Raw genomic sequence first — 19,950 nt, 5'->3', positions numbered from 1 at the left:
TGATGCGAACACCGCCGACGCCTGGAGACTTCGTGACTGCCACACCCGCCATCATCAAGCTGCTGAACGGCTGCGTTGACCTGCACTGCCATTCCGGCCCGAACCCGTTCCCCCGACGCATCGACCATGCCGAGGCCGGCAAGGACGGCGAGCGGCTCGGCATGCGCGGCGTGCTGGTGAAGTCCCACCACCACAACACGGTCATGGACCTGCTCTCGATGAGCGACCGGCTGGCCAAGATCAAGACCCCGGTCTTCGGCGGCATCACCCTGAACAGCATGATCGGCGGCATCAACCCCCAGGCGGTGGCCATGTGCCTGCGCATGGGGGGCAAAGCGGTGTGGTTCCCGACGTTCTCGGCCGGCCGGCACATCGAGTGCCATCCGGAGGGCGTCGGCTTCCCCACGGCGAGCGTCGAGGTGCCGTCGTCCAGGGTCGACATCCACCAGGAGAACGGCGAGCTGATCCCCGAGGTCCACGAGGTGCTCGACCTGGTCAAGGAGACCGGCGCGATGGTGACCGGCGGGCACATGGAGACCGAGTCGATCACCCAGTTGTTCGCCGCGGCCAAGGACAAGGGTGTCACCCGGATGCTGCTCAACCATCCCGACTACGTCATCGGCGCGGACGAGGCGAAGTGCCGTGAGCTCGTCGGCTACGGAGCGTTCGTCGAGCACGAGACCGGCTTCTACGACCCCGAGGGGACCAAGAAGTGGGACCCGAAGATCCTCCTGGACTGGATCGAGAAGATCGGCCCGGAGCACACCGTGATCGCCTCCGACCTCGGTCAGAAGGACCGGCCGCTGCCGGTGGACTCCTACATCCGCGTCGCGACCGCGCTGCTGGACCTCGGCCTGGACGAGAGGTCGCTGCGGCAGATCTTCTGCGACAACCCGGCCTTCCTGCTCGGCCTGGACGACTGAACGACCACCCCCCACGACAGATGAGGACAGACGATGACCACCTTGGCCACCCCGCCCGACGTGGAGTTCTCCGACCTCGGTACGGGCGATCCCGACGAGACGACCCCTGGTGGATCGTCGACGTGGTACTTCCGCGGACACAACTTCGTGCTCGCCTACACGACGCTGGTCGCCGGCGACGTGCTGGAGCGGGATGACCAGCCGGACGAGTACGTCGCGATCCTCCCGTACGAGGAGTGCGGCGTCGTCATCCGTGCGTCGCGGGAGTCCGAGTCGGTCTCGGGCAAGGCCGTGGTGATGGTCCCGCCGGGCAGCAGCGCGATCGCCGGCGTCGACGACTGCACCGTCGTACGGCTGTTCAGCTCCCGGTCCGCCGACCTGCTGGACAAGGCGCGCAACCGGGACTCGTACGCCGATCCGCACCCGAACACCAAGCCGTTCGAGCCGTGGCCCGACCCACCCGGGGGTTACCGCATCAGGGCTTACCGGCTGGCCGACCTGCAGGTGACGCAGGACGCCGTCCGCCCGGGCCAGATCGTGCGGTGCAGCACCTTCATGATCAACTTCCTGGCGCCCAGGATCGGCCCGCGCGATCCTGACACCCTCTCGCCGCACGACCACGACGACTTCGAGCAGTGCTCGCTCGCCGTGGAGGGTGAGTACGTCCACCACCTGCGGACCCCGTGGTCCAGGCGGCGCAGCGAGTGGCGCGAGGACCGGCACCTGAAGTGCGGCAGTCCTTCCGTGGCCGTGATCCCGCCGCCCATGATCCACACCAGCGAGGCCGTCGGTCCGGGGACCAACCAGCTGATCGACATCTTCTGCCCGCCGCGTCTGGACTTCTCCCTGACGCCGGGCCGAGTGCTCAACGAAGACACCTACCCCCTCCCCAACCAGTAAGAGGCAGGTTCCATCGTGAAGACCGGACGAGCGGTGAAAGTCGTCAGTGGTGCGGTCGCGGTCTTGTGCGCGGTCGTGACGCTGAGCGCGTGCGGTTCCGGCAGCGGATCCGACGCCTCGGCCAAGTCCGGCGGGCTGACGCCGGTGACGTTCGCGATGGCGTCCCCGAGCTGGAACGCCGGCTACGCGGTCATGGCCGTCGTGGAGGCCGAGGGCTTCTACGAGCAGGAGGGTCTGAAGGTCACGACCAACCTGTTCCCGTCGGCCACCCAGGCAGCGCAGCAGGTCGCCGGCGGCGGGGCCGACCTCGGCCTCATGACGGTCGAGCCCGTGGCCATCGGGCACGACAAGGACCTGGACCTGGCCTACTTCAGCTCCTACTGGGCGAAGTGGATCTACAGCCTGCAGTTGCCGGACGGTTCGGACGTGAAGAGCATCGCCGACCTGAACGGCAAGAAGATCGGCGTCTCCGCGGTCGCGAGCTCCGGCGCGACGTTCGCCCGTACCGCGATGGAGCTCAACGGGCTGGGCCAGAACGGAGCCACGCTGGTGCCGATCGGCGCCGGCGCCCAGCAGATCAACGCCATCAAGAGCGGCCAGGTCGATGCGCTGGCGCTCTGGGACATCCAGTACCAGATCGTCAAGAACGCCGGCGTCACCTTGACGCCGCTTCCCGTCAAGGAGACGGCGGACGCGTGGGGCGGCGGCTTCGCGACGACCCGGAAGAACCTCGAGGCCAAGAAGGACGTCCTCGAACGGTTCGGCCGCGCGGTGGCGAAGGCGTTCGTCTTCGCCAAGGCCAACCCCGAGGCCGCGATCCGCGACCTGTGGAAGCTCTATCCGGAGACCCGCGGGTCGGAACCGGAGGAGAAGGCGCTGGCCGACGGGGTCAAGGTCCTCGAGGTACGCCTGGACGGACAGGGCTTCGACGACAAGACGCTGGGCCGGATCGACGAGGCTGCGTTCACCCGTTCGCTCGACTTCATGGCCTCGGCCGGACTCATCAAGAAGTTCCCGGCGAAGGAGATCTACACCGACGCGATGTTCAAGGCGTTCAACGACTTCTCCTACGACGAGGTCGTCAAGCAAGCAGAGAGCGCCGGCTGAATGCGGCTGGGGGTCGCGCTCGACCTGAGCTCCCAGGAGCCGGTCCGCCCGCAGGTGGATCGCGCGGTCACGCTGCTCGCCCGCGCGGAGCGGCACGGTTTCGACTCCGCGTGGGTGGGTGAGAGCTATCACGCGGCGGCTCAGCCGTTCCACCTTCCGTCCGTCCTGATGGTCCTGGGGCATCTGGCCGGGCGGACGTCCCTGGCGCTGGGGTCGGCGGTGCTGCTCCTGCGCGCGTACAGTCCGGAGAAGCTGGCGTACGAGGCCGCGCTGCTCGACCAGCTGTGCGGCGGGAAGCTCACCCTCGGCCTCGGGCTCGGCGGCCCGGAGGTCGCCCAACGGGCCGGGCTGCCCGCGTCAGGTCCGGCTGGCGCGGCCTTCGACGCCACGCTGAAGTCGCTGCGCGACGCCTGGTCCGCCGACGCGCCGGTGGCGGTCCCGCCTCCGGTGCGGCGCGGCGGGCCGCGGATCCTGGTGGGCGGCAAGGTGGCTGCCTCGGCCCGTCGTGCCGCGACGCTCGCCGACGGATTCTACGGCGCGACGAACTACTGCGACGACCTGTTGACCAAGCAGTCGGCCGCCTACTGGTCGTGTCGCGGCGGACGGCCGGACGGGACGGAGGGAGTGGTCGCCACCACCAGGTTCTGCGTCGTCCACGAGGATGCCGCCACTGCCCGCGAGCTCGCCGCGCGCCACCTGAAGGCCGCGACCGGCTACTACACCGAGCGGGGCTTGTGGATGGGTGCGGACGGCCCTGCCGAGATCGAGCTCCCCATGGTGGGCACGCCCGGCGAGATCGACGCGACGATCGCCCGGTACGTCCGGGCGGGGGTCACGTCCGTCCAGCTGCGGGTCGCCCCGTTCGGCATGCCGCCGGAGGTCGCCCGCCACACACTCGACCTCGTCGGGCGGCACGTCCTCCCGCACTGGCACGACACGACGACTTCCGACGCGATCACGAGCTCGGATGGGAACTGACCGAGGCCGGCTCCGGCGGGACGTTCGTGGACAAGGCGTTCCCGGCCACGGACCTTCCCGACGCCAACGACTTCTCCTACGACGACATCCGCAAGCAAGCGAAGGACGCCTCCTGAGATGGGGCAGGAAGTGGAGACGCTCCGATGAGCAGCTCATTCGTGTACGCGTCGGTCCGGACCCCGTTCGGCCGGTTCAACGGAGCCTTGGCCGACACGAGGACCGACGATCTGGCCGCGACTGCGTTGAAGGGACTTCTCGACCGCTCGCCGGGCCTGGATCCCGGCCTGGTCGACGACGTGTTCTGGGGCAACGCCAACGGCGCCGGCGAGGACAATCGCAACGTCGGCCGGATGGCCGTGCTGCTGGCGGGCATGCCCGTCTCGGTGACCGCCACCACGGTGAACCGGCTCTGCGGCTCGTCGCTGGACGCCGCCATGATGGCCGCACGCATGATCGAGGCCGGCGACGCGGAGATCGCGATCGCCGGAGGCGTGGAGTCGATGACGCGGGCGCCGTGGGTCCTGCCGAAGCCGTCGCGCCGGTTCCCGGCAGGCGACGTCACCGCCGTCTCCACGACGCTGGGCTGGCGTCTGGTGAACGAGCGGATGCCCGCCGAGTGGACGGCCTCGCTGGGCGAGTGCAACGAGCAGCTGCGGGAGAAGTTCTCGATCTCGCGCGAGCGGCAGGACGAGTTCGGCGCCCGCTCGCACCGCCTCGCGGCGGAGGCGTGGGCGAAGGGCTTCTACGAAGACCTCGTGGTGCCCGTCCCCGGCGCCGACCTGGCCCAGGACGAGAGCATCCGTCCCGGCACCTCGCTCGAGGCGCTGGCGAAGCTGAAGCCGGCGTTCCGGCCCGACGGGACGATCACCGCCGGCAACTGCTCACCGTTGAACGACGGCGCGAGCGCGGTCCTGCTGGGCTCGGCGAGCGCGGCCGCGACCATCGGTCGTGACCCGGTCGCACGGATCGCCGGTCGCGGCTGGGCGGCGCTGGAGCCGCAGCAGTTCGGCTACGCCCCGGTCGAGGCCGCGGGCGACGCGCTCGAGCGGGCGGGCATCACCTGGGACGACATCGGCGCCGTCGAGCTGAACGAGGCGTTCGCCGTCCAGTCGATCGCCTGTGTCGACGCCTGGCTGAAGCTCGGGCTGCGGGACGCCGAGCTCGTCAACGCCAAGGGCGGGGCGATCGCCATCGGGCACCCGCTGGGCGCCTCGGGCGGGCGCGTTCTCGGGACCCTCGCGGCGCGGCTCGTGGAGTCCGGTGAACGATGGGGCGTGGCGGCCATCTGCATCGGTGTGGGTCAGGGCTTGGCGGTCGTGCTGGAGAACGTCGCATGACGCTGCTCTGCACCTCTGCCGACGAGGCGGTCAGCGGCATCGCCGACGGCTCGACGGTGCTGGTCGGCGGCTTCGGCACGACCGGCATGCCGTTCGACCTGATCGACGCGTTGATCCGGCAGGGAGCGCGAGACCTCACCGTCGTGTCGAACAACGCGGGCAACGGGGACACCGGGCTCGCGGCGCTGCTCGCGGCCGGGCGGGTACGCAAGATCGTGTGTTCGTTCCCCCGGCAGACGGACTCCTGGGTCTTCGACGCGCTGTATCGCAGTGGGAAGATCGAGCTCGAGGTCGCGCCGCAGGGGAACCTGGCCGAGCGCATGCGCGCCGCCGGAGCCGGGATCGGCGGATTCTACACCCGCACCGGAGCCGGGACTCTCCTCGCGGAGGGAAAGGAGACCCGCGAGATCGCCGGCCGGACGTACGTCCTGGAGCTGCCCATCGCCGCCGACGTCGCGCTCATCAGCGCCCACACCGCGGACACCCTCGGGAACCTCGTCTACCGCAAGACGGCACGCAACTTCGCTCCCGTCATGGCGACGGCCGCGACGACCACCGTCGTGCAGGTGCGGCACGTCGTCGAGCCGGGAGCGCTGGACCCTGAGGCCGTGGTCACCCCGGGCATCTACGTCGACCGGATCGTGCAGGTGTCGTCATGATCGCTCAGCACATTGACCGCGGCCCTCTCGGGCGGGACGAGATGGCCCGGGTGCTCGCGCGCGACATTCCCCGCGGGGCGTACGTCAACCTCGGCATAGGTCAGCCCACGACCGTCGGCGACCACCTCCCCCCGGAGTCGGGGGTCATCCTCCACACCGAGAACGGCATGCTCGGCATGGGGCCGGCGGCGACGGGCGACGCGATCGATCCCGACCTGATCAATGCCGGCAAGTTCCCGGTGACCGAGCTGCCCGGCGCCTCGTACTTCCACCACGCCGACTCGTTCGCCATGATGCGAGGCGGCCACCTCGACCTGTGCGTCCTCGGCGCCTACCAGGTCTCGGCATCGGGGGATCTCGCCAACTGGCACACCGGCGAGCCCGACGCGATCCCGGCGGTCGGCGGGGCGATGGACCTCGCCGTGGGCGCCAAGCAGGTCTTCGTGCTGATGTCGCTGTTCACCAGGACCGGCGAGCCGAAGCTCGTCAGGGAATGCACGTATCCGCTCACCGCGCTGCGGTGCGTGGACCGGGTCTATACCGACTTCGCCACGTTCGAGATCACCGGGCGGGACCAGGTCCTCGTCCGGGAGACGTGGGGGATCTCGTTCCACGAGCTCCGCGCACGCGTCGACGTCCCGCTCGCCGCGGCGACACCATGAGGAGGTTGGAGAGCGACATGTCCACCAGGCACCAGTTCTACATCGGGGGTGCGTGGGCCGATCCGGCCGCGCCGCGCACCTTGGGCGTCCTCGACCCCGCGACAGAGGAGACGTTCGCGGAGATCAGCCTCGGGACGGCCGAGGACGTCGACCGTGCGGTGGTGGCGGCGCGCGCGGCCTTCGCCGCGTACGCGCACGTCAGCGTGGAGCAACGGCTGGAGTACCTCGAGCGGATCATCGCCGGCTTCCGGGCTCGGCTACCCGAGATCGCCCGGACGATGACACGCGAGATGGGGGCGCCGATCACGTTCTCGACAGAACGCCAGGCCACGGTGGCGCTGTTCCACTTCGAGGAGGCGGCCCGCGTGCTCGCGGACTACCGCTTCGAGGAGAAGATGGGAGCCGGGATCGTGCGGCGCGAGCCGATCGGCGTCTGCGGTCTCATCACGCCGTGGAACTGGCCGCTGAACCAGGTCGCGTCGAAGGTGGCCCCGGCCCTCGCCACGGGATGCACCGTGGTGCTCAAGCCGAGCGAGATCGCGCCGCTCAGCGCCATGGTGCTCGCCGAGGTCATCCACGACGCCGGGCTGCCGCCCGGCGTGTTCAACCTCGTCAACGGTGACGGTCCCACGGTGGGTGAGGCCATCGCGGCGCACCCCGGCATCGACATGGTCTCGCTCACCGGCTCGACCGGTGCCGGCATCAGGGTCTCCAAGCTCGCGGCCGACACGGTGAAGCGCGTCGCGCTCGAGCTCGGTGGCAAGTCGGCCAACATCATCCTGCCCGACGCGGACCTGGAGTCCGCGGTCGTCGCCGGGGTGCACTCGTGCTACACCAACGGCGGCCAGAACTGTCAGTCGCCCACGCGGATGCTCGTGCACCGCTCGCAGCGCGACGAGGCGTACGCCGCTGCGCGACGGGCGGTCGAGGAGGTCCGTCTCGGGGACCCGTTCGATCCGTCGACCACGATGGGGCCCGTGGTGAGCCAGGCGCAGCTGGAGAAGATCACGGCGCTCGTGCAGTCGGGGATCGACGAGGGCGCGACGCTCGTGGCCGGCGGCCCGGGACGCCCCGACGGGCTCGGCAAGGGGTTCTACGTCCGCCCGACCGTGTTCGGCGACGTCACGCCGCAGATGCGGATCTCGCGCGAGGAGATCTTCGGCCCCGTGCTCTCGATCCTGCTCTACGAGACCGAGGACGAGGCCGTCGAGATCGCGAACGACACGCCGTACGGGCTGGCGGGCTTCGTGCAGTCGAAGGACCCCGACCGCGCCCGCAGGGTCGCCAACCGCATCCGTGCGGGCCGCGTCTACCTCAACGGCGCTCCGTTCGACCGCAGCCTGCCGTTCGGCGGCTACAAGCAGTCCGGGAACGGACGGGAGTTCGGGCGGTTCGGCTTCGAGGAGTACCTCGAGGTGAAGGCCGTGCTCGGCTATCCGCGGTGAACGAGAGGACGACATGGTGAACCCCGACCACAGCCGGCGGCTGGCAGTCCTCCTGGACCGCGAGGAGCTCTTCGACCTGGTGAGGCGGGAACGCTTCGCCCGCGACCAGCGACTCTTCGACATGATGCGTGACTGCTTCCACGACGACGCCCACGTCCGGACCACGTGGTACGAGGGACGCGGCGGCGAGGCCTACGTCGAGGCGACGAAGACGTGGATGGAGCGGACCGGGAACAGCAAGCACTGGGTCTTCCCCGCCTACGCGCGGGTCGAGGGCGACCGGGCGACCGTCGAGAGCCCGGCGAAGATCTTCAACCGGACCACGGTGAAGGGAGTGGAGGTCGACTTCCACGCCTACTGCCGCTTCTTCTCACGTGCGGTTCGGGACGAAGGACGGTGGAGGCTGATGAGCTTCGAGGTCCTGATGGAGCGCGACGAGCTGCGCCCCGTCCACGCGGGTGGGGCGCTTCCGGTGGACGTGGCCCAGCTTGCCGGGCTTCGGCCGTCCTACCGGTTCCTCACCTGGATTCAGTCGACCCGCGGCGTGACGGTGAGCCAAGACCTGCTCGGCGACGACCGGCCGGCCGAGCTCGACGCGTTCCACCAAGGCGAGACCGCCTGGCTCGCCGGCACGGGCTAGCGGTCAGCGCCGCGGGCCCCGCTGCGACGGGCCCGGGCGTGCACGAGTCCTGGGCGGGTCGAGCCGTAGGTTCGCCCTGCACCTGCACCGCCGGCATCGGCCAGGACGACGAGCCCGACATCGTCTCGGTCCCCGGCCGCGCGACCGCGGACCGAGCAGCCCGGCGTGTTCGGCCACGTTCCAGCAGTCTCGCGGTCGGTGTCGGCCGGCACCCCGCGCACGTACGCATGCGCGGCGCGACGTGGTTCGATGCGGCCGAACCGACCGGCGGTCCGCGGCCACCGCATGATCTTCGGCTGTCTTCACAGACTCCGGATGATCCCGCGGTGGCCGTCGCCATGTGACCCTTACGCCTCAGCACTAAGGCCCGTTCATCCCCGACACGTGACGGTGACGGTCTCCTGGTCCGCCCCGCCGGGCCGGCGATCATCGTCCGGGTCACCCGCTGGTCGGGGTTGCGGTACCGGGACGAGCCGGAGCAGCCCGTGACGCCGGCTCGCCGCAGGCCGTCGCCCGACGGTGACCGTGCGAGGTGACCCGGGTGTCGTACGGCGCGCTCAGGAGACCTTGGCGGCGACGGCGCGGAAGGCGGCGAGCACCTCCTCCTGGTCGTGCGCGCCGGTCGACGTGGTCGACTTGACGATCACCACGTCGTGCTCCGGCGAGACGTAGATGTACTGCCCGCCGAACCCCGCCGCCATGAAGTCACGCTCGCCGCCCAGCCACCAGTGCAGCCCGTACTTCGGGTTGACCCCGGACGGGCTGGTGGACGACTTCACCCACGACGCCGGGACCACCTGCTTGCCGTGGGCCTTGCCCTGGCGCAGGTAGAGCAGGCCGAAACGGGCGTAGTCGCGGTCGGTGGCCTGGAAGCAGCAGTAGCCGAGGCTCTCGCCCTTGCCGTCACTGGAGATCTGGGCCGCGCCCGCCATGCCCGCGGGCTGCCAGATCTTCTTCTCGACGTAGCGGTGGTAGGGGGTGCCGGTCGCCTCGGTGATCACGCGGGCCAGGACGTACGAGTTCATGCTGTTGTACTCGAACTGGCTTCCGGGGGTCCAGTCGGGCTGCTGGCGGGCGGCCATCCGGGTGAGCGACTGGCCCTGGTTCGCGGCGATCTGCATCCGGGGGACGTCCTCGCGCTCGTCCCAGTCGGTGCCGGACGACATCCACAGCAGGTGCCGGATGGACACGTTGTTGTAGCCGGACTTGCGCAGTTCGGGCAGGTACTTGGTGACCGGCTCGTCGAGCGACCGGATGTGCCCCTCCCGCAGCGCGACGCCGAGCGCCGCCGAGGTGAAGGACTTGGCCATCGACCACGACTGGAAGCGGGTGTTCCGGTTCGCGTCGGTGTACCGCTCGTGGACGATCTTCTGACCGCGCAGGACGAGGAATCCGTTGGTCTTCGTACGGGTGAGGAAGTCGTCGAGGGTGCGCCGCTCGCCCTGGTAGGTGTACGTGGCCGAGAGCGGCCGGTTGGCGTCGACCAGCTTGACCGGGTCGGCCGACGGCCGGATGACGTCGGCGGACGGGGCCGCGGGAGCGGCCAGGGTGAGCGCGATGAGGATGCTGCGCACGTCGCCTCCTGGAGTGGGTGATGGGACAGGGGCGATGATGGCGGGCGTCCTTGGCAAATCTCTGGCAGTCACTCCAGCCACGAGCGGGCCCGGCCGGTCCCGCCTGCCGTGGGCAGCCGGATCTCGAAGCGGGAGCCGGTCACGGTGGCGGCGCCGCCGTGCAGCTCGGCCTGCTGACGGACGAGCGTCAGGCCGAGGCCGGAGCCGGGACTGCCCGGACGGCGGCGGAACCGGGCGAACACGGCTTCACGCTCCCCGGCGGGGACGCCGGGGCCCCCGTCGGCGACGGTGAGGACGGCGGTCGCCCCGTCGAGGGCGAGTTCCACGGTGATCGGGGGCTCGCCGTGCCTGGCGGCGTTGTCGAGCAGGTTGCCGGCGATCAGCCGGAGCCCCTCGGCCCAGCCGCGCACGGTCACGCCGTCCGCCACGGACTCGGTGATCGTCGCGCCGGGGTGGCGGCGGCGGGCCGAGGCCGCGGCTTCGCGCACGATGCCGCTCAGGTCGGCGGGGGCGGAGGTCGCGGGGTCGAGCAGCTCTCCGGCGGCGAGCTGGCGGAGCACGGTGATGAGCCGCTGGACGCGGGCGTGCTCGGCGGTCAGGTCGGCGACGAGTTCGTCGCGGTCGGCGGGGGTGAGACCGGGGTGGTCGAGCTGGGCGAGGTTGGCGCCCATGCTGGTGAGCGGGGTGCGCAGCTCGTGCGCGGCGGTGGCGGCGAAGGCGCGGGCGGTGTCGAGCGCCTCGGCGGTGCGGGTCACCGCCGCGTCGCGCCGGTCCAGCAGGTCGTTGAGCACCCCGGCCAGGTGGTCGATCTCACCGACGCGGGACCCGGTGTCCAGCCGGATCCCCGTGCGGGCGGACGGCTCCGGCGGGGTGTCGAGGGCCGCGGCCTGCCGGCCGAGCCGGACGAGCGGTCGTACCGCGTACCGCCCGAGCGCCAGCCCGGCCGCCGCGCCCGCCGCGGCGCCGGCCAGCGTGACCGTCCACACCCGCCGGCGCAGCAGCGCGAGCTGGGCGTCGAGCCGTTCCCGCGGTTCGAACAGCCATAACCGGCTGCCCCGCCGCCCCAGGTCGGTGGCCACGTACCGCCACTCGCCCGCCCCTTCGGCGTGGTCGGCGGGGCCGTCGCCGGCGGGCGGGCGCGCGGGCACGTCGCCGATCGTCAGCGGTTCCGCGCCGTGGACGTGCACGTACGCGCCCGTGCCGACCGCGGCGGCCAGCCGGCGCTCCATGAAGTCCGGCGGCACGGCGGGCGCGACGCGGGCCCGCCAGGCGTACGAGGTGGCCATCGGCCGGAGCGCGTTCAGCCGCGCCAGCAGCCGTTCGTCGCGCTCGGCACGCAGATCGGCGGAGACCAGGGCCAGCACCAGCAGCCCGGCCAGCGACACCATGAGCGGGACGAGCACGGCCAGGCAGAGCGCGAAGCGGGTGGACAGCTTCACGCCGCCGGCGCCCGCAGGACGAAGCCGACACCGCGGACGGTGTGCACCATGCGGGGCTCACCCAGCTTGCGCCGGAGGTAGCCGACGAAGGTGTCGACGGCGTTCTCGGTGACGTCGAAGTCGTAGCCCCAGACCCGCTCCAGCAGCACCTCGCGGGACAGCACCAGGCCGGCGTTGAGCGCCAGCACCTCCAGCAGGTCGAACTCGCGCCGGGTCACCTCGACCTCGCGCCCGTGCATCGTCACCCTGCGCGCGGCCGGCTCGACGACCAGCGGCCCGACCCGTACCGCGGCGCCGGGGACGCGGCCGGCCCGGCGCAGCAGCGCGCGCAGCCGCAGCACCAGCTCGCCGAGGTCGAACGGCTTGACCACGTAGTCGTCGGCGCCCGCGGCGAGCCCGGCGACCCGGTCGGCCACGTCGTCCATGGCGGACAGCATGAGCACCGGCACGTCGGCCCCGCCGGACCGCAGGCGGGCGCACACATCGATGCCGGACAGGCCGGGCATGGACACGTCGAGCACGACCGCGTCCGGCCTGCGGACGGCGACGAGCTCCAGCGCCCGCTGCCCGGAGCCGGCGGTGTCGACGCCGAACCCTTCCAGCCGCAGCCCGCGCCGCAGCGCCCGCAGGATCGCCGGGTCGTCATCGACCGCGAGGATCTGGTGACCGGCCAACGACACCTCCAGGGGGAACAGCCGAGGGGCCCAGATCCTACTTCGTCAGGTCTGGAGCACGAACAGGATGTTGGCCGCCGGGCCGGCGCCGCAACTCAGGTCGCCTGCGTGCACGACGCCCCGATCGTCGCCGTCGAAGCGAGCGTCACCCCAGGCCGTCAGAGCCGGACGGCGACAACTCCTGCGGCCGGCCGGCTTCTCCGGCCTCGAACCGGCTGGGGTCGATCAGCGGCGGGGTCGTCCACGTGGACCACACCCTATGAGGCGGCTACACGGCCGCCTTCGCGGCTGTCGCGTCCGGTGCGGCGGCCAGGCGGTGCTTGCGCCTGGGCATGCCGAAGGTCGGGTGCGAGGTGGCCCACAGCGCCATCCTGAGAATGACCGACTTGATCTGTGCGGACTTCCGGCCGCCCTGGTACTTCGCCCTCGCTCGCCCTTCGTCGTCGACCGCCTGCCGGATCCCGTCCCGCCGCCCGAGGCTGATCTGGTTGTACGTGTAGACCAGCTTGGTGTGTGGGACCTTGCGGCCGGTCAGGCGTCCCACGATCGCCTCGATGGCCTGCCGGCTCGTGTAGCCGGCCGAGGCGCAGGACATCGGCAGCGGCCGGCCGTTGTCGCCGACGGCGCAGGCGCTGTCGCCGATGGCGTAGACGTCGGGGTGCGAGATCGACCGCATGGTGCGGTCGACGACGATCTGACCAGTCCCGGTGACCTTCAGCCCGGCGGCGGCGGCGACGGGGCTGACCGCGAACCCGGCCGTCCACACGGTCGCGTCGGAGGTCAGGGCGGTGCCGTCCGTGCACAGCACCCGCTCCGCTTCGACGGCTTCGACGCTGGTGTGCTCCAGGACGGTGATGCCCAGCCGGTCGCAGGCCTGCCGCAGGTGGCCGCGGGCTCCGGCCGAAAGCCGGGCGCCCAGCTGTCCGCGGGCGATGAGCGTCACGGACAGGCCGGGCCGGGATTCGGCGAGCTCGGTGGCGGTCTCGATGCCGGTCAGCCCGTCGCCGACGACCACCACGTTCCCGCCTCCGCCCCGCGTGACCAGGCTGTCCAGGCGTTCGCGCAGGCGCAGCGCCGAGGGCCGGGCGGCGACGTCGAAGGCGTGCTCGGCCACGCCCGGGGCGCCTTCGACGTCACCGTGGCTGCCGAGCGCGTAGACAAGCGTGTCGTAGCCGAGCTCGCCGCCGGCGTCGGCCAGGGTGACGACCCGGCGCTCGGGGTCGACGGCGGTGACACGGGCCAGGCGCAGCCGTATCCCCGTGCCGGCGAAGACGTCGGCGAGGTTCGGAGTGTCGATCTCCTGACCGGCCGCCAACTGGGGCAGCCGCATGCGCTGGACGAATTCCGGCTCGGCGTTGACCACGGTGATCTCGAAGTCCGCCGGGGACAACCGGCGGGCCAGGATCCCGGCCCCGTAGGCCCCGGCGTAGCCGGCGCCGAGGACGACGATGCGGTGCTTCATGTGGTGCTCCTGTCGGTTCGCTTGCTTGCGATGGAATGACTCGGCCGGGTCACCGATCTTCTTGATCGAGGTTGCCGTGAGCCTGCGCCGAAAGGTCCTGCCAGTCGGCCCAGGTCTTGAGCCGGTCGGCGTAGACCTGCTGGAGGATCGGGTAGAAGCCCTGGCCGAAGAGCACCCGCAGGGGCGGGTCGTCGGAGTCGACGATCTCGAGGAGAGCCTGGGCCGCGGCGGCCGGGTCGCCGGCGGGCTGCTTTCCCGCGAACGCGGCGATGCGCCGGCGAAGGCCGTCGTAGATCGGGTCGGGCTCGGCCAGGTGGCCGTTGTCGAGGGGATCGGGGTTCTTGCCGCCCCTGGTGGCGAAGCCGCCGGGCTCGATGACGGTCACCTTGATACCGAAGTCGGCGACCTCCTGGGCGAGGGATTCGTTCACGGCTTCCAAGGCCCACTTGGAGGCGCTGTAGGCGGCGCTGAGCGGCATGGCCATGAGCCCGGCGGCCGAGGACAACTGGATGATGTGTCCCGAGCCCTGCTCGCGCAGGTAGGGCAGTGCGGCCTGGATCACCCACACCGCGCCGAACAGGTTGGTCTCCATCTGGTCGCGCAACTGCTGTTCGGTGATCTCCTCGACCGCGCCGACCTGGGCGTACCCGGCGTTGTTGATGATGACGTCGAGACGGCCGAAGTGCTCGGCGGCCCGCTTCACACCGTCGAAGACGACCGCCTTGTCGGTCACGTCCAGCTCCAGCGGAAGCACCGCGTCGCCGTAGCCGGCGACCAGCTCGTCAAGGCTTGCGGCGGTACGGGCGGTCGCGGCCACTTTGTCGCCGCGCGACAGGGCGGCCTCGACGAAGTGGCGGCCCAGGCCGCGAGACGAACCGGTGACGAACCAGACCTTGCTCATGATGTCTTTCCGTTCCTTGTGAGATGGCGGTTGCGCGGTCACCCCGCAGCGGAGCGGAGATGATCGCTCAGGGAGTCGGCACCCTGACGACCATGCGGCGTTCGCTCCCCGGACTTTGTGACAGTGCGGTCACGTGAGGTGTGTCACCCATCACGGGTGTCACACATCGGCGGGCGCCGGCGCCTTATGCATGGAGCAGCAGTCGCGAATGAGCGGGCAGGAGCCAGGTATGCAGGAGCGCGGGGACGCGACGACGGGCGCAGCCGAGCCGATGGCCGGTGGCGGTCAGATGGGCCCGGCCACCGAGGTGTTCCTCGCCCATCGCAACCTGCTGTTCACCGTCGCCTACGAGATGCTCGGCTCGGCGGCCGACGCCGAAGACGCCCTGCAGGAGACCTGGCTTCGGTGGGTCAAGGTCGACCTGGGACAGGTGTCCGACCAGCGCGCCTACCTGATACGGATCGCCACCCGGCGCTCGCTGGATCGGCTGCGCACCATGAGGCGTCTCAAGGAGGACTACGTCGGCTCCTGGTTGCCCGAGCCGCTGCTCACCGCGCCGGACGTGGCCGAGGACGTCGAGCTGGCCGAGAGCGTGTCGATGGCGCTGATGCTCGTCCTGGAGACGCTGTCGCCGACCGAGCGGGCCGTCTTCGTGCTGCGCGAGGTCTTCGCCATCGGCTACGAGGAGATCGCGGCCGCCGTCGGCAAGACGCCGGGGACCGTACGCCAGATCGCGCACCGGGCCCGCCGGCACGTCGACGCCCGGCGTCCTCGCGAGGTGGTCTCCCCGGGCCAGGCCCGGGCGGCTCTGGAGTCGTTCCGGCGCGCGTTGGAGACCAGGGACCTGCAGGGCCTGCTCGACGTGCTCGCCCCTGAGGTCGTTCTGGTGAGCGACGGCGGAGGCGTCAAGCAGGCCGCGCCGCAGCCGATCATCGGCGCGGGCAAGGTGGCCCGCATGATCGTCAGCGGCCTCGGCAAGGCCCAGGTCACGCTCACCAGCGAGCCCACCGTGGTCAACGGCAACCCGGCGCTCCTCCTGCGCGTAGACGGCGAGATCGACGGCGTCATAGCAGCCCGGGTCGAGGACGCCCGCATCACCGGCCTCTACTACGTCCGCAACCCCGACAAGCTGACCCGCATCGCATCCGAGACCCCACTCACCCTGCGATGAACACCGGCGGAACAGCCCATCGACCAGACACCGCCTCCGGCTTCATCCCGGACTTTTTACCAGGAGGTTCTTCATGACGAACAGCGTCGCCGGCGAACGCGCCGACCTGGAAGTGCCTGTCGAGCGTGGCTGCCCCTTCGCCCCGCCCGCCGCCTACGAACGGCTGCGCGAGCGGGCACCGATCAGCAGGGTCCGCCTGACCAGCGGCGGCGAGGCGTGGTGGGTGTCCGGGCACGAGGAAGGCCGTGCCGTCCTCGCCGACCCCCGCTTCTCCTGCGACAAGCGCAAGGAGGGCTTCCCGCTCTTCACCCTCGATGCGGCGACCTTGCAACAGCTCCGCAGCCAGCCGCCGTTGATGCTCGGCATGGACGGCGCGGAACACGCCGCGGCCCGCCGCCCGGTGATCGGCGAATTCACCGTCAGGCGGCTGGCCGCGCTGCGCCCACGGATCCAGGACATCGTCGACCGCTTCATCGACGACCTGCTCGCCACCGACCAGCAGCCGGTCGACCTGGTACAGGCGCTGTCCCTGCCGGTGCCCTCCCTGGTGATCTGCGAACTGCTCGGCGTCCCCTACAGCGACCACGACTTCTTCCAAAGCCGCACCACCATGATGGTGAGCCGGACCTCCCTGGAGGACCGGCAGCGAGCCTTCGCCGAACTGCGCGCCTACATCGACGACCTGGTCACCCGCAAGGAGTCCGAACCCGGCGACGACCTGTTCAGCCGGCAGATCGCCCGGCAACGCCGGCAAGGCGCCCTCGATCACGCGGGCCTGGTGAGCCTGGCCTTCCTGCTGCTGACCGCCGGACACGAGACCACAGCGAACATGATCTCGCTCGGCGTGGTCGCACTGCTCACCCACCCACAGCAACTCGCCCTGATCACCGCCAATCCGAACAAGACGCCCATGGCCGTGGAGGAACTGCTGCGCTACTTCACCATCGCCGACGGAGTCACCTCCCGGGTGGCCACCGAAGACGTGGAGATCGGCGGGGCGCGTATCAAGGCCGGCGAGGGCGTCATCGTCTCGGCCCTGTCGGCCAACTGGGACCCGGCGGCGTTCAAGGACCCGGCCGAACTGGACGTCGAGCGCGGGGCCCGCCACCACCTCGCCTTCGGCTTCGGCCCGCACCAGTGCCTCGGCCAGAACCTGGCCCGGATGGAACTGCAGATCGTCTTCGACACGCTGTTCCGCCGCGTCCCCACCCTGCGGCTCGCCACACCGGCCGAGCACCTGCCGTTCAAGAGCGACGCCGTCGTCTACGGCGTCCACGAACTCCCGGTCACCTGGTGAGCAGGACACGGTGCGGATCACAGCCGGCACCGGACTCCGCGTCGGCTCCGGCCCATGCGTCCTGACCTGGCCAGGGCACCGTCCGGAACGCAGCCTCCACTCGCCCGGACATGCAGAACAGGAGCGGGACGAAGGTGTCGGCTCCTGGGCCACACCCAGGAGCCGACACGCTCCTGGGTGTGGCCCAGGTAGAGCTCTGCAGGACGTACCCGCCGGCGGAGATGTGGTGGGTGCGGGCGTCGATGATGCGGTCGGTGGAGGTGAGCGGGGGGCGGTGACTCGCCCCGGCGGTGGCGCCCTCGCGGACCGTCAGGCGCGGGTCCACTTCTGGTTGGCGCCGCCGTGGCAGGTCCAGATCTGCGTCCTGGTGCCGTTGGCGGTGCCGGCGCCGCTGACGTCCAGGCACTTGTTCGCGCCGACCGCGGTGATGCTGCCGTCGGCGTTGAGGCGCCACTTCTGGTTGTTCTGGCCGTTGCAGTCCCAGATGATCACCGCGCTGCCGTCGGCCGTCCCGGCCCCGTTCACGTCCAGGCACTTGCCGCCGTACACCCGCAGCTCACCGGCACTGGTCACGGTCCACTGCTGATTGGCCTGGCCGTTGCAGTCCCAGATCAGCGCCTGCGCGCCGTTCGCCTGGGAAGCGCCGTTGACGTCCAGGCAGCGGTTCGACCCGACACCCCGCAGCGCGCTCGTGTCGGGCGGATTCGGGTCGCCGCCTCCCAGTTGCGTGAAGAAGTTCCAGACCACGGGCCTGGTCCAGGAGTTCTCGCCGGGTTCGAAGTCGCCAGGTCTCCCGTCCACGGGACCGGGGGTGTGGCCGGCGTCGAACGCCGCCCACGCCACCGGATACCCGGTCCGGCACCCCGAGTAGTAGGTGACGATGTGCGTCAGGCTGCCCTGCGCGGGCTCCTGCGGGTTCTGGGGTGTGCAGCCGTTGTTCCTGACGAACCGGTCACGTAGCGACCGGCCCGCGGAGATGTTGAGCACCGAATCCCTGAGGCCGTGCAGTCCGATGTACGCGACGGGCTCCGTGCCGCCGCTGCAGCCGCTGAGCTGCGCGCCGGCATAGACCGCCACCGCGCGGAAGACCGTCGCCCGGGCGCACGCGAGCGCGTAGCTCATGCCGCCGCCGTAGCTGAAGCCCAGGGCGAAGCGCTGTGCGGTGTCCACGCAGAGGTCCGCCTCGATCCTCCGGATCATGTCGTCGACGAAGGTGACGTCCTCACCGCCCGAGTTGGCCCAGCCGTTGTTGAGTCCCTGGGGCGCGACGAAGATCGCGGTGCCGTTCGACAACGCCCTGAGCCCGTAATAGGACCACGGATAACCACTGGTTCCGCCCGAGTCGACGTCGTTGGCGGTGCCGCCGTTCCAGTGGAATCCGAAAATCAACCGGTAGGGGGTCGTGTTGTTGTAGCCGTCTGGAATTCTCAGGACGAAGCTTCGATTTCTGCCGTTCGTGGTAATCGATTGGGTGCCGCTTCTGAGGGTCGGGGTCTTGCCGCATCCCGCGGTGGGCGCGAGGGCGCTCTGTTGCGCGCGCGACGGGGTCGCGCTGTCGCCCAGCGCCGTCTGCCCCGTGGTCGGAACGACGAGCAGTGCCGCCGACGCGATGGCGGTGAGGAGGAGCCTGAGCCTCGACATCACGCGATTTCCTTTGCCGTTGTGGTGGTGCCACACGTGAATGGGAAGTAGTCGAGAATTTAATGTGTTAGCGCTAACGTAATAGCGCTGGAATCGGTTCCCCTTTCTTTCGGGCGGCTGATGGCGATGGTGCAGCGGAGCAAATATGACCGTGACAAGACCTGTCAAGGCCCGGCCCGCCCGACGTCGAGGGCCCTCGCCCGGGGAGATCCCGCCGCTCCTCCGCCTGACCAGGACAAGCCGCCGCGGCCACCCCTGATCTGCCGAGATGAAACTTTCAGATCGTTCGCGTGCCCTAGCGCTGCAGCCGTACGGGATCGGCCGTCCCGCTGCGGCGGACGATCCAGGCGTCGGTGATGTGGCGGAACATCGCCTCGGCCGCGCCGTCGGGATCGTGCGCGGCGATGCGTTCGTAGATGCGGCGGTGGCCGAGGTTCGACGCCACGCACAGGGCCCGCTCGGTCCTGCCCAGGTAGCGGGCGGTGTTGACGACCTGGCCTTCGAGTGACCGTACGACGCCACGAGCGATGCGGTTGCCCGAGGCCCGCATGATGGTGTCGTGGAAGGCGCGGTCGCTCTCGGCGTACGTGACCGGGTCGTCCACGAGCTCGTCCATGTGATCCACCAGCGCTCGTAGCTGATCTACGGTGTCCGGCCCGGCCAGGCGGGCGGCGACGTTGGCCATGTCGGACTCCAGCACGCGCCGGGTGACGACGAGGTCGTCGAGGATCGCCAGGCTCTCGTCCTCGGCGATGGTCGCGGTGAGGACGAGCTCGTCGAGCATGTCCCAGGTCGCCGGGGGAGTGACCATGGTGCCGGAGCCCTGGCGGACCTGCACCAGCCCTTTCTCCTGAAGGATCTTCACCGCCTCCCGCACGACGGTGCGGCTCACGGAGAAGGTCTCGCACAGCGCGGGCTCGGGAGGCAACGGTGTCCCCGGCGGGTGTACACCGCGCACGATGCGCTCCACCAGCTCGGCGGTAACCGCTCTGGCGAGACTCGCCGGGCGGCGTACCCAGGCCGGTGGCGCCGGGTCACTGCCGGCCGTTTCCCGCGATGCCGTCATGTCGCCTCCGGTGGCCTGGCAGGTGACAGCGTCACCGCGGTCAGTATACGCACGATCCCTTGCCGTGAGACGTC

Annotated in this window: 18 protein-coding genes; 11 read left to right on the top strand and 7 right to left on the bottom strand. The window is 70.6% G+C overall.

Annotated features, from left to right (window positions below; all coding sequences use genetic code 11):
* The first annotated feature begins 32 nt into the window (after nucleotides 1–32).
* The 9 genes from FR742_RS19445 (at nucleotide 33) to FR742_RS19405 (ending at nucleotide 8,651) form a co-directional block, all read left to right on the top strand.
* Complete coding sequence (locus FR742_RS19445) at nucleotides 33–923, top strand: DUF6282 family protein (RefSeq protein WP_148032258.1); 891 nt, start codon at nucleotides 33–35, stop codon at nucleotides 921–923.
* Nucleotides 924–956: 33 nt separating this feature from the next.
* Nucleotides 957–1,823: a hypothetical protein gene (locus FR742_RS19440; RefSeq protein ID WP_148032257.1), complete on the top strand. Its 867-nt coding sequence runs from the start codon at nucleotides 957–959 to the stop codon at nucleotides 1,821–1,823.
* A gap of 15 nt (nucleotides 1,824–1,838) precedes the next feature.
* Nucleotides 1,839–2,930, top strand: coding sequence for an ABC transporter substrate-binding protein (locus tag FR742_RS19435; RefSeq protein ID WP_222708984.1), 1,092 nt, complete (start codon nucleotides 1,839–1,841; stop codon nucleotides 2,928–2,930).
* Complete coding sequence (locus FR742_RS19430) at nucleotides 2,931–3,908, top strand: LLM class flavin-dependent oxidoreductase (protein WP_148032256.1); 978 nt, start codon at nucleotides 2,931–2,933, stop codon at nucleotides 3,906–3,908.
* 143 nt (nucleotides 3,909–4,051) lie between these two features.
* On the top strand, nucleotides 4,052–5,245 hold the full coding sequence (locus FR742_RS19425; protein WP_148032255.1) for a thiolase family protein: 1,194 nt from the start codon (nucleotides 4,052–4,054) through the stop codon (nucleotides 5,243–5,245).
* Complete coding sequence (locus tag FR742_RS19420) at nucleotides 5,242–5,904, top strand: 3-oxoacid CoA-transferase subunit A (protein WP_148032254.1); 663 nt, start codon at nucleotides 5,242–5,244, stop codon at nucleotides 5,902–5,904. The genes FR742_RS19425 and FR742_RS19420 overlap by 4 nt, the downstream gene beginning before the upstream one ends.
* Nucleotides 5,901–6,566 carry a 3-oxoacid CoA-transferase subunit B gene (locus FR742_RS19415; protein WP_148032253.1) on the top strand — a complete coding sequence of 222 codons (666 nt, stop codon included), beginning with the start codon at nucleotides 5,901–5,903 and terminating at the stop codon, nucleotides 6,564–6,566. The genes FR742_RS19420 and FR742_RS19415 overlap by 4 nt, the downstream gene beginning before the upstream one ends.
* A 17-nt stretch (nucleotides 6,567–6,583) precedes the next feature.
* Complete coding sequence (locus tag FR742_RS19410) at nucleotides 6,584–8,011, top strand: aldehyde dehydrogenase family protein (protein ID WP_148032252.1); 1,428 nt, start codon at nucleotides 6,584–6,586, stop codon at nucleotides 8,009–8,011.
* A 13-nt stretch (nucleotides 8,012–8,024) separates the two neighbouring features.
* On the top strand, nucleotides 8,025–8,651 hold the full coding sequence (locus tag FR742_RS19405) for a nuclear transport factor 2 family protein (RefSeq protein ID WP_222708983.1): 627 nt from the start codon (nucleotides 8,025–8,027) through the stop codon (nucleotides 8,649–8,651).
* 557 nt (nucleotides 8,652–9,208) lie between these two features.
* Here the strand turns inward: FR742_RS19405 and FR742_RS19395 are convergent.
* The 5 genes from FR742_RS19395 to FR742_RS19375 form a co-directional block, all read right to left on the bottom strand.
* Complete coding sequence (locus FR742_RS19395; protein ID WP_261808625.1) at nucleotides 9,209–10,225, bottom strand: serine hydrolase; 1,017 nt, start codon at nucleotides 10,223–10,225, stop codon at nucleotides 9,209–9,211.
* A gap of 68 nt (nucleotides 10,226–10,293) precedes the next feature.
* Entirely contained in the window at nucleotides 10,294–11,664 is a 1,371-nt protein-coding gene (locus FR742_RS19390) for a sensor histidine kinase KdpD (RefSeq protein ID WP_148032250.1), read from the bottom strand.
* A complete protein-coding gene (locus tag FR742_RS19385) occupies nucleotides 11,661–12,338 on the bottom strand; it encodes a response regulator transcription factor (protein WP_148032249.1) in 678 nt (225 codons plus the stop codon). Before FR742_RS19385 ends, FR742_RS19390 begins: the two co-directional genes overlap by 4 nt.
* Nucleotides 12,339–12,606: 268 nt before the next feature.
* Entirely contained in the window at nucleotides 12,607–13,800 is a 1,194-nt protein-coding gene (locus FR742_RS19380) for an NAD(P)/FAD-dependent oxidoreductase (protein WP_148032248.1), read from the bottom strand.
* A 49-nt stretch (nucleotides 13,801–13,849) separates the two neighbouring features.
* Nucleotides 13,850–14,701 carry an SDR family NAD(P)-dependent oxidoreductase gene (locus tag FR742_RS19375; protein ID WP_148032247.1) on the bottom strand — a complete coding sequence of 284 codons (852 nt, stop codon included), beginning with the start codon at nucleotides 14,699–14,701 and terminating at the stop codon, nucleotides 13,850–13,852.
* Between the two features lie 229 nt (nucleotides 14,702–14,930).
* On the opposite strand from FR742_RS19375, the gene FR742_RS19370 reads away from it, so the two are divergent.
* A complete protein-coding gene (locus FR742_RS19370) occupies nucleotides 14,931–15,872 on the top strand; it encodes an RNA polymerase sigma-70 factor (RefSeq protein ID WP_148032246.1) in 942 nt (313 codons plus the stop codon).
* Between the two features lie 73 nt (nucleotides 15,873–15,945).
* Nucleotides 15,946–17,169, top strand: a complete 1,224-nt coding sequence (locus tag FR742_RS19365) for a cytochrome P450 (RefSeq protein ID WP_148032245.1) — start codon at nucleotides 15,946–15,948, stop codon at nucleotides 17,167–17,169.
* 309 nt (nucleotides 17,170–17,478) lie between these two features.
* On the opposite strand, the gene FR742_RS19360 is transcribed toward FR742_RS19365, so the two are convergent.
* Nucleotides 17,479–18,810 (bottom strand): ricin-type beta-trefoil lectin domain protein, encoded by a 1,332-nt coding sequence (locus tag FR742_RS19360; protein ID WP_148032244.1) that lies wholly within the window; start codon nucleotides 18,808–18,810, stop codon nucleotides 17,479–17,481.
* Between the two features lie 295 nt (nucleotides 18,811–19,105).
* On the bottom strand, nucleotides 19,106–19,876 hold the full coding sequence (locus FR742_RS19355) for a FadR/GntR family transcriptional regulator (protein ID WP_148032243.1): 771 nt from the start codon (nucleotides 19,874–19,876) through the stop codon (nucleotides 19,106–19,108).
* Nucleotides 19,877–19,950: the final 74 nt, after the last annotated feature.

This window comes from Nonomuraea sp. C10, assembly GCF_008017515.1.
Taxonomy (GTDB): Bacteria; Actinomycetota; Actinomycetes; order Streptosporangiales; family Streptosporangiaceae; genus Nonomuraea; species Nonomuraea ferruginea.
The sequence above is the reverse complement of the archived record's forward strand: the minus strand, read 5'-3'. Positions and strand labels throughout refer to the sequence as shown.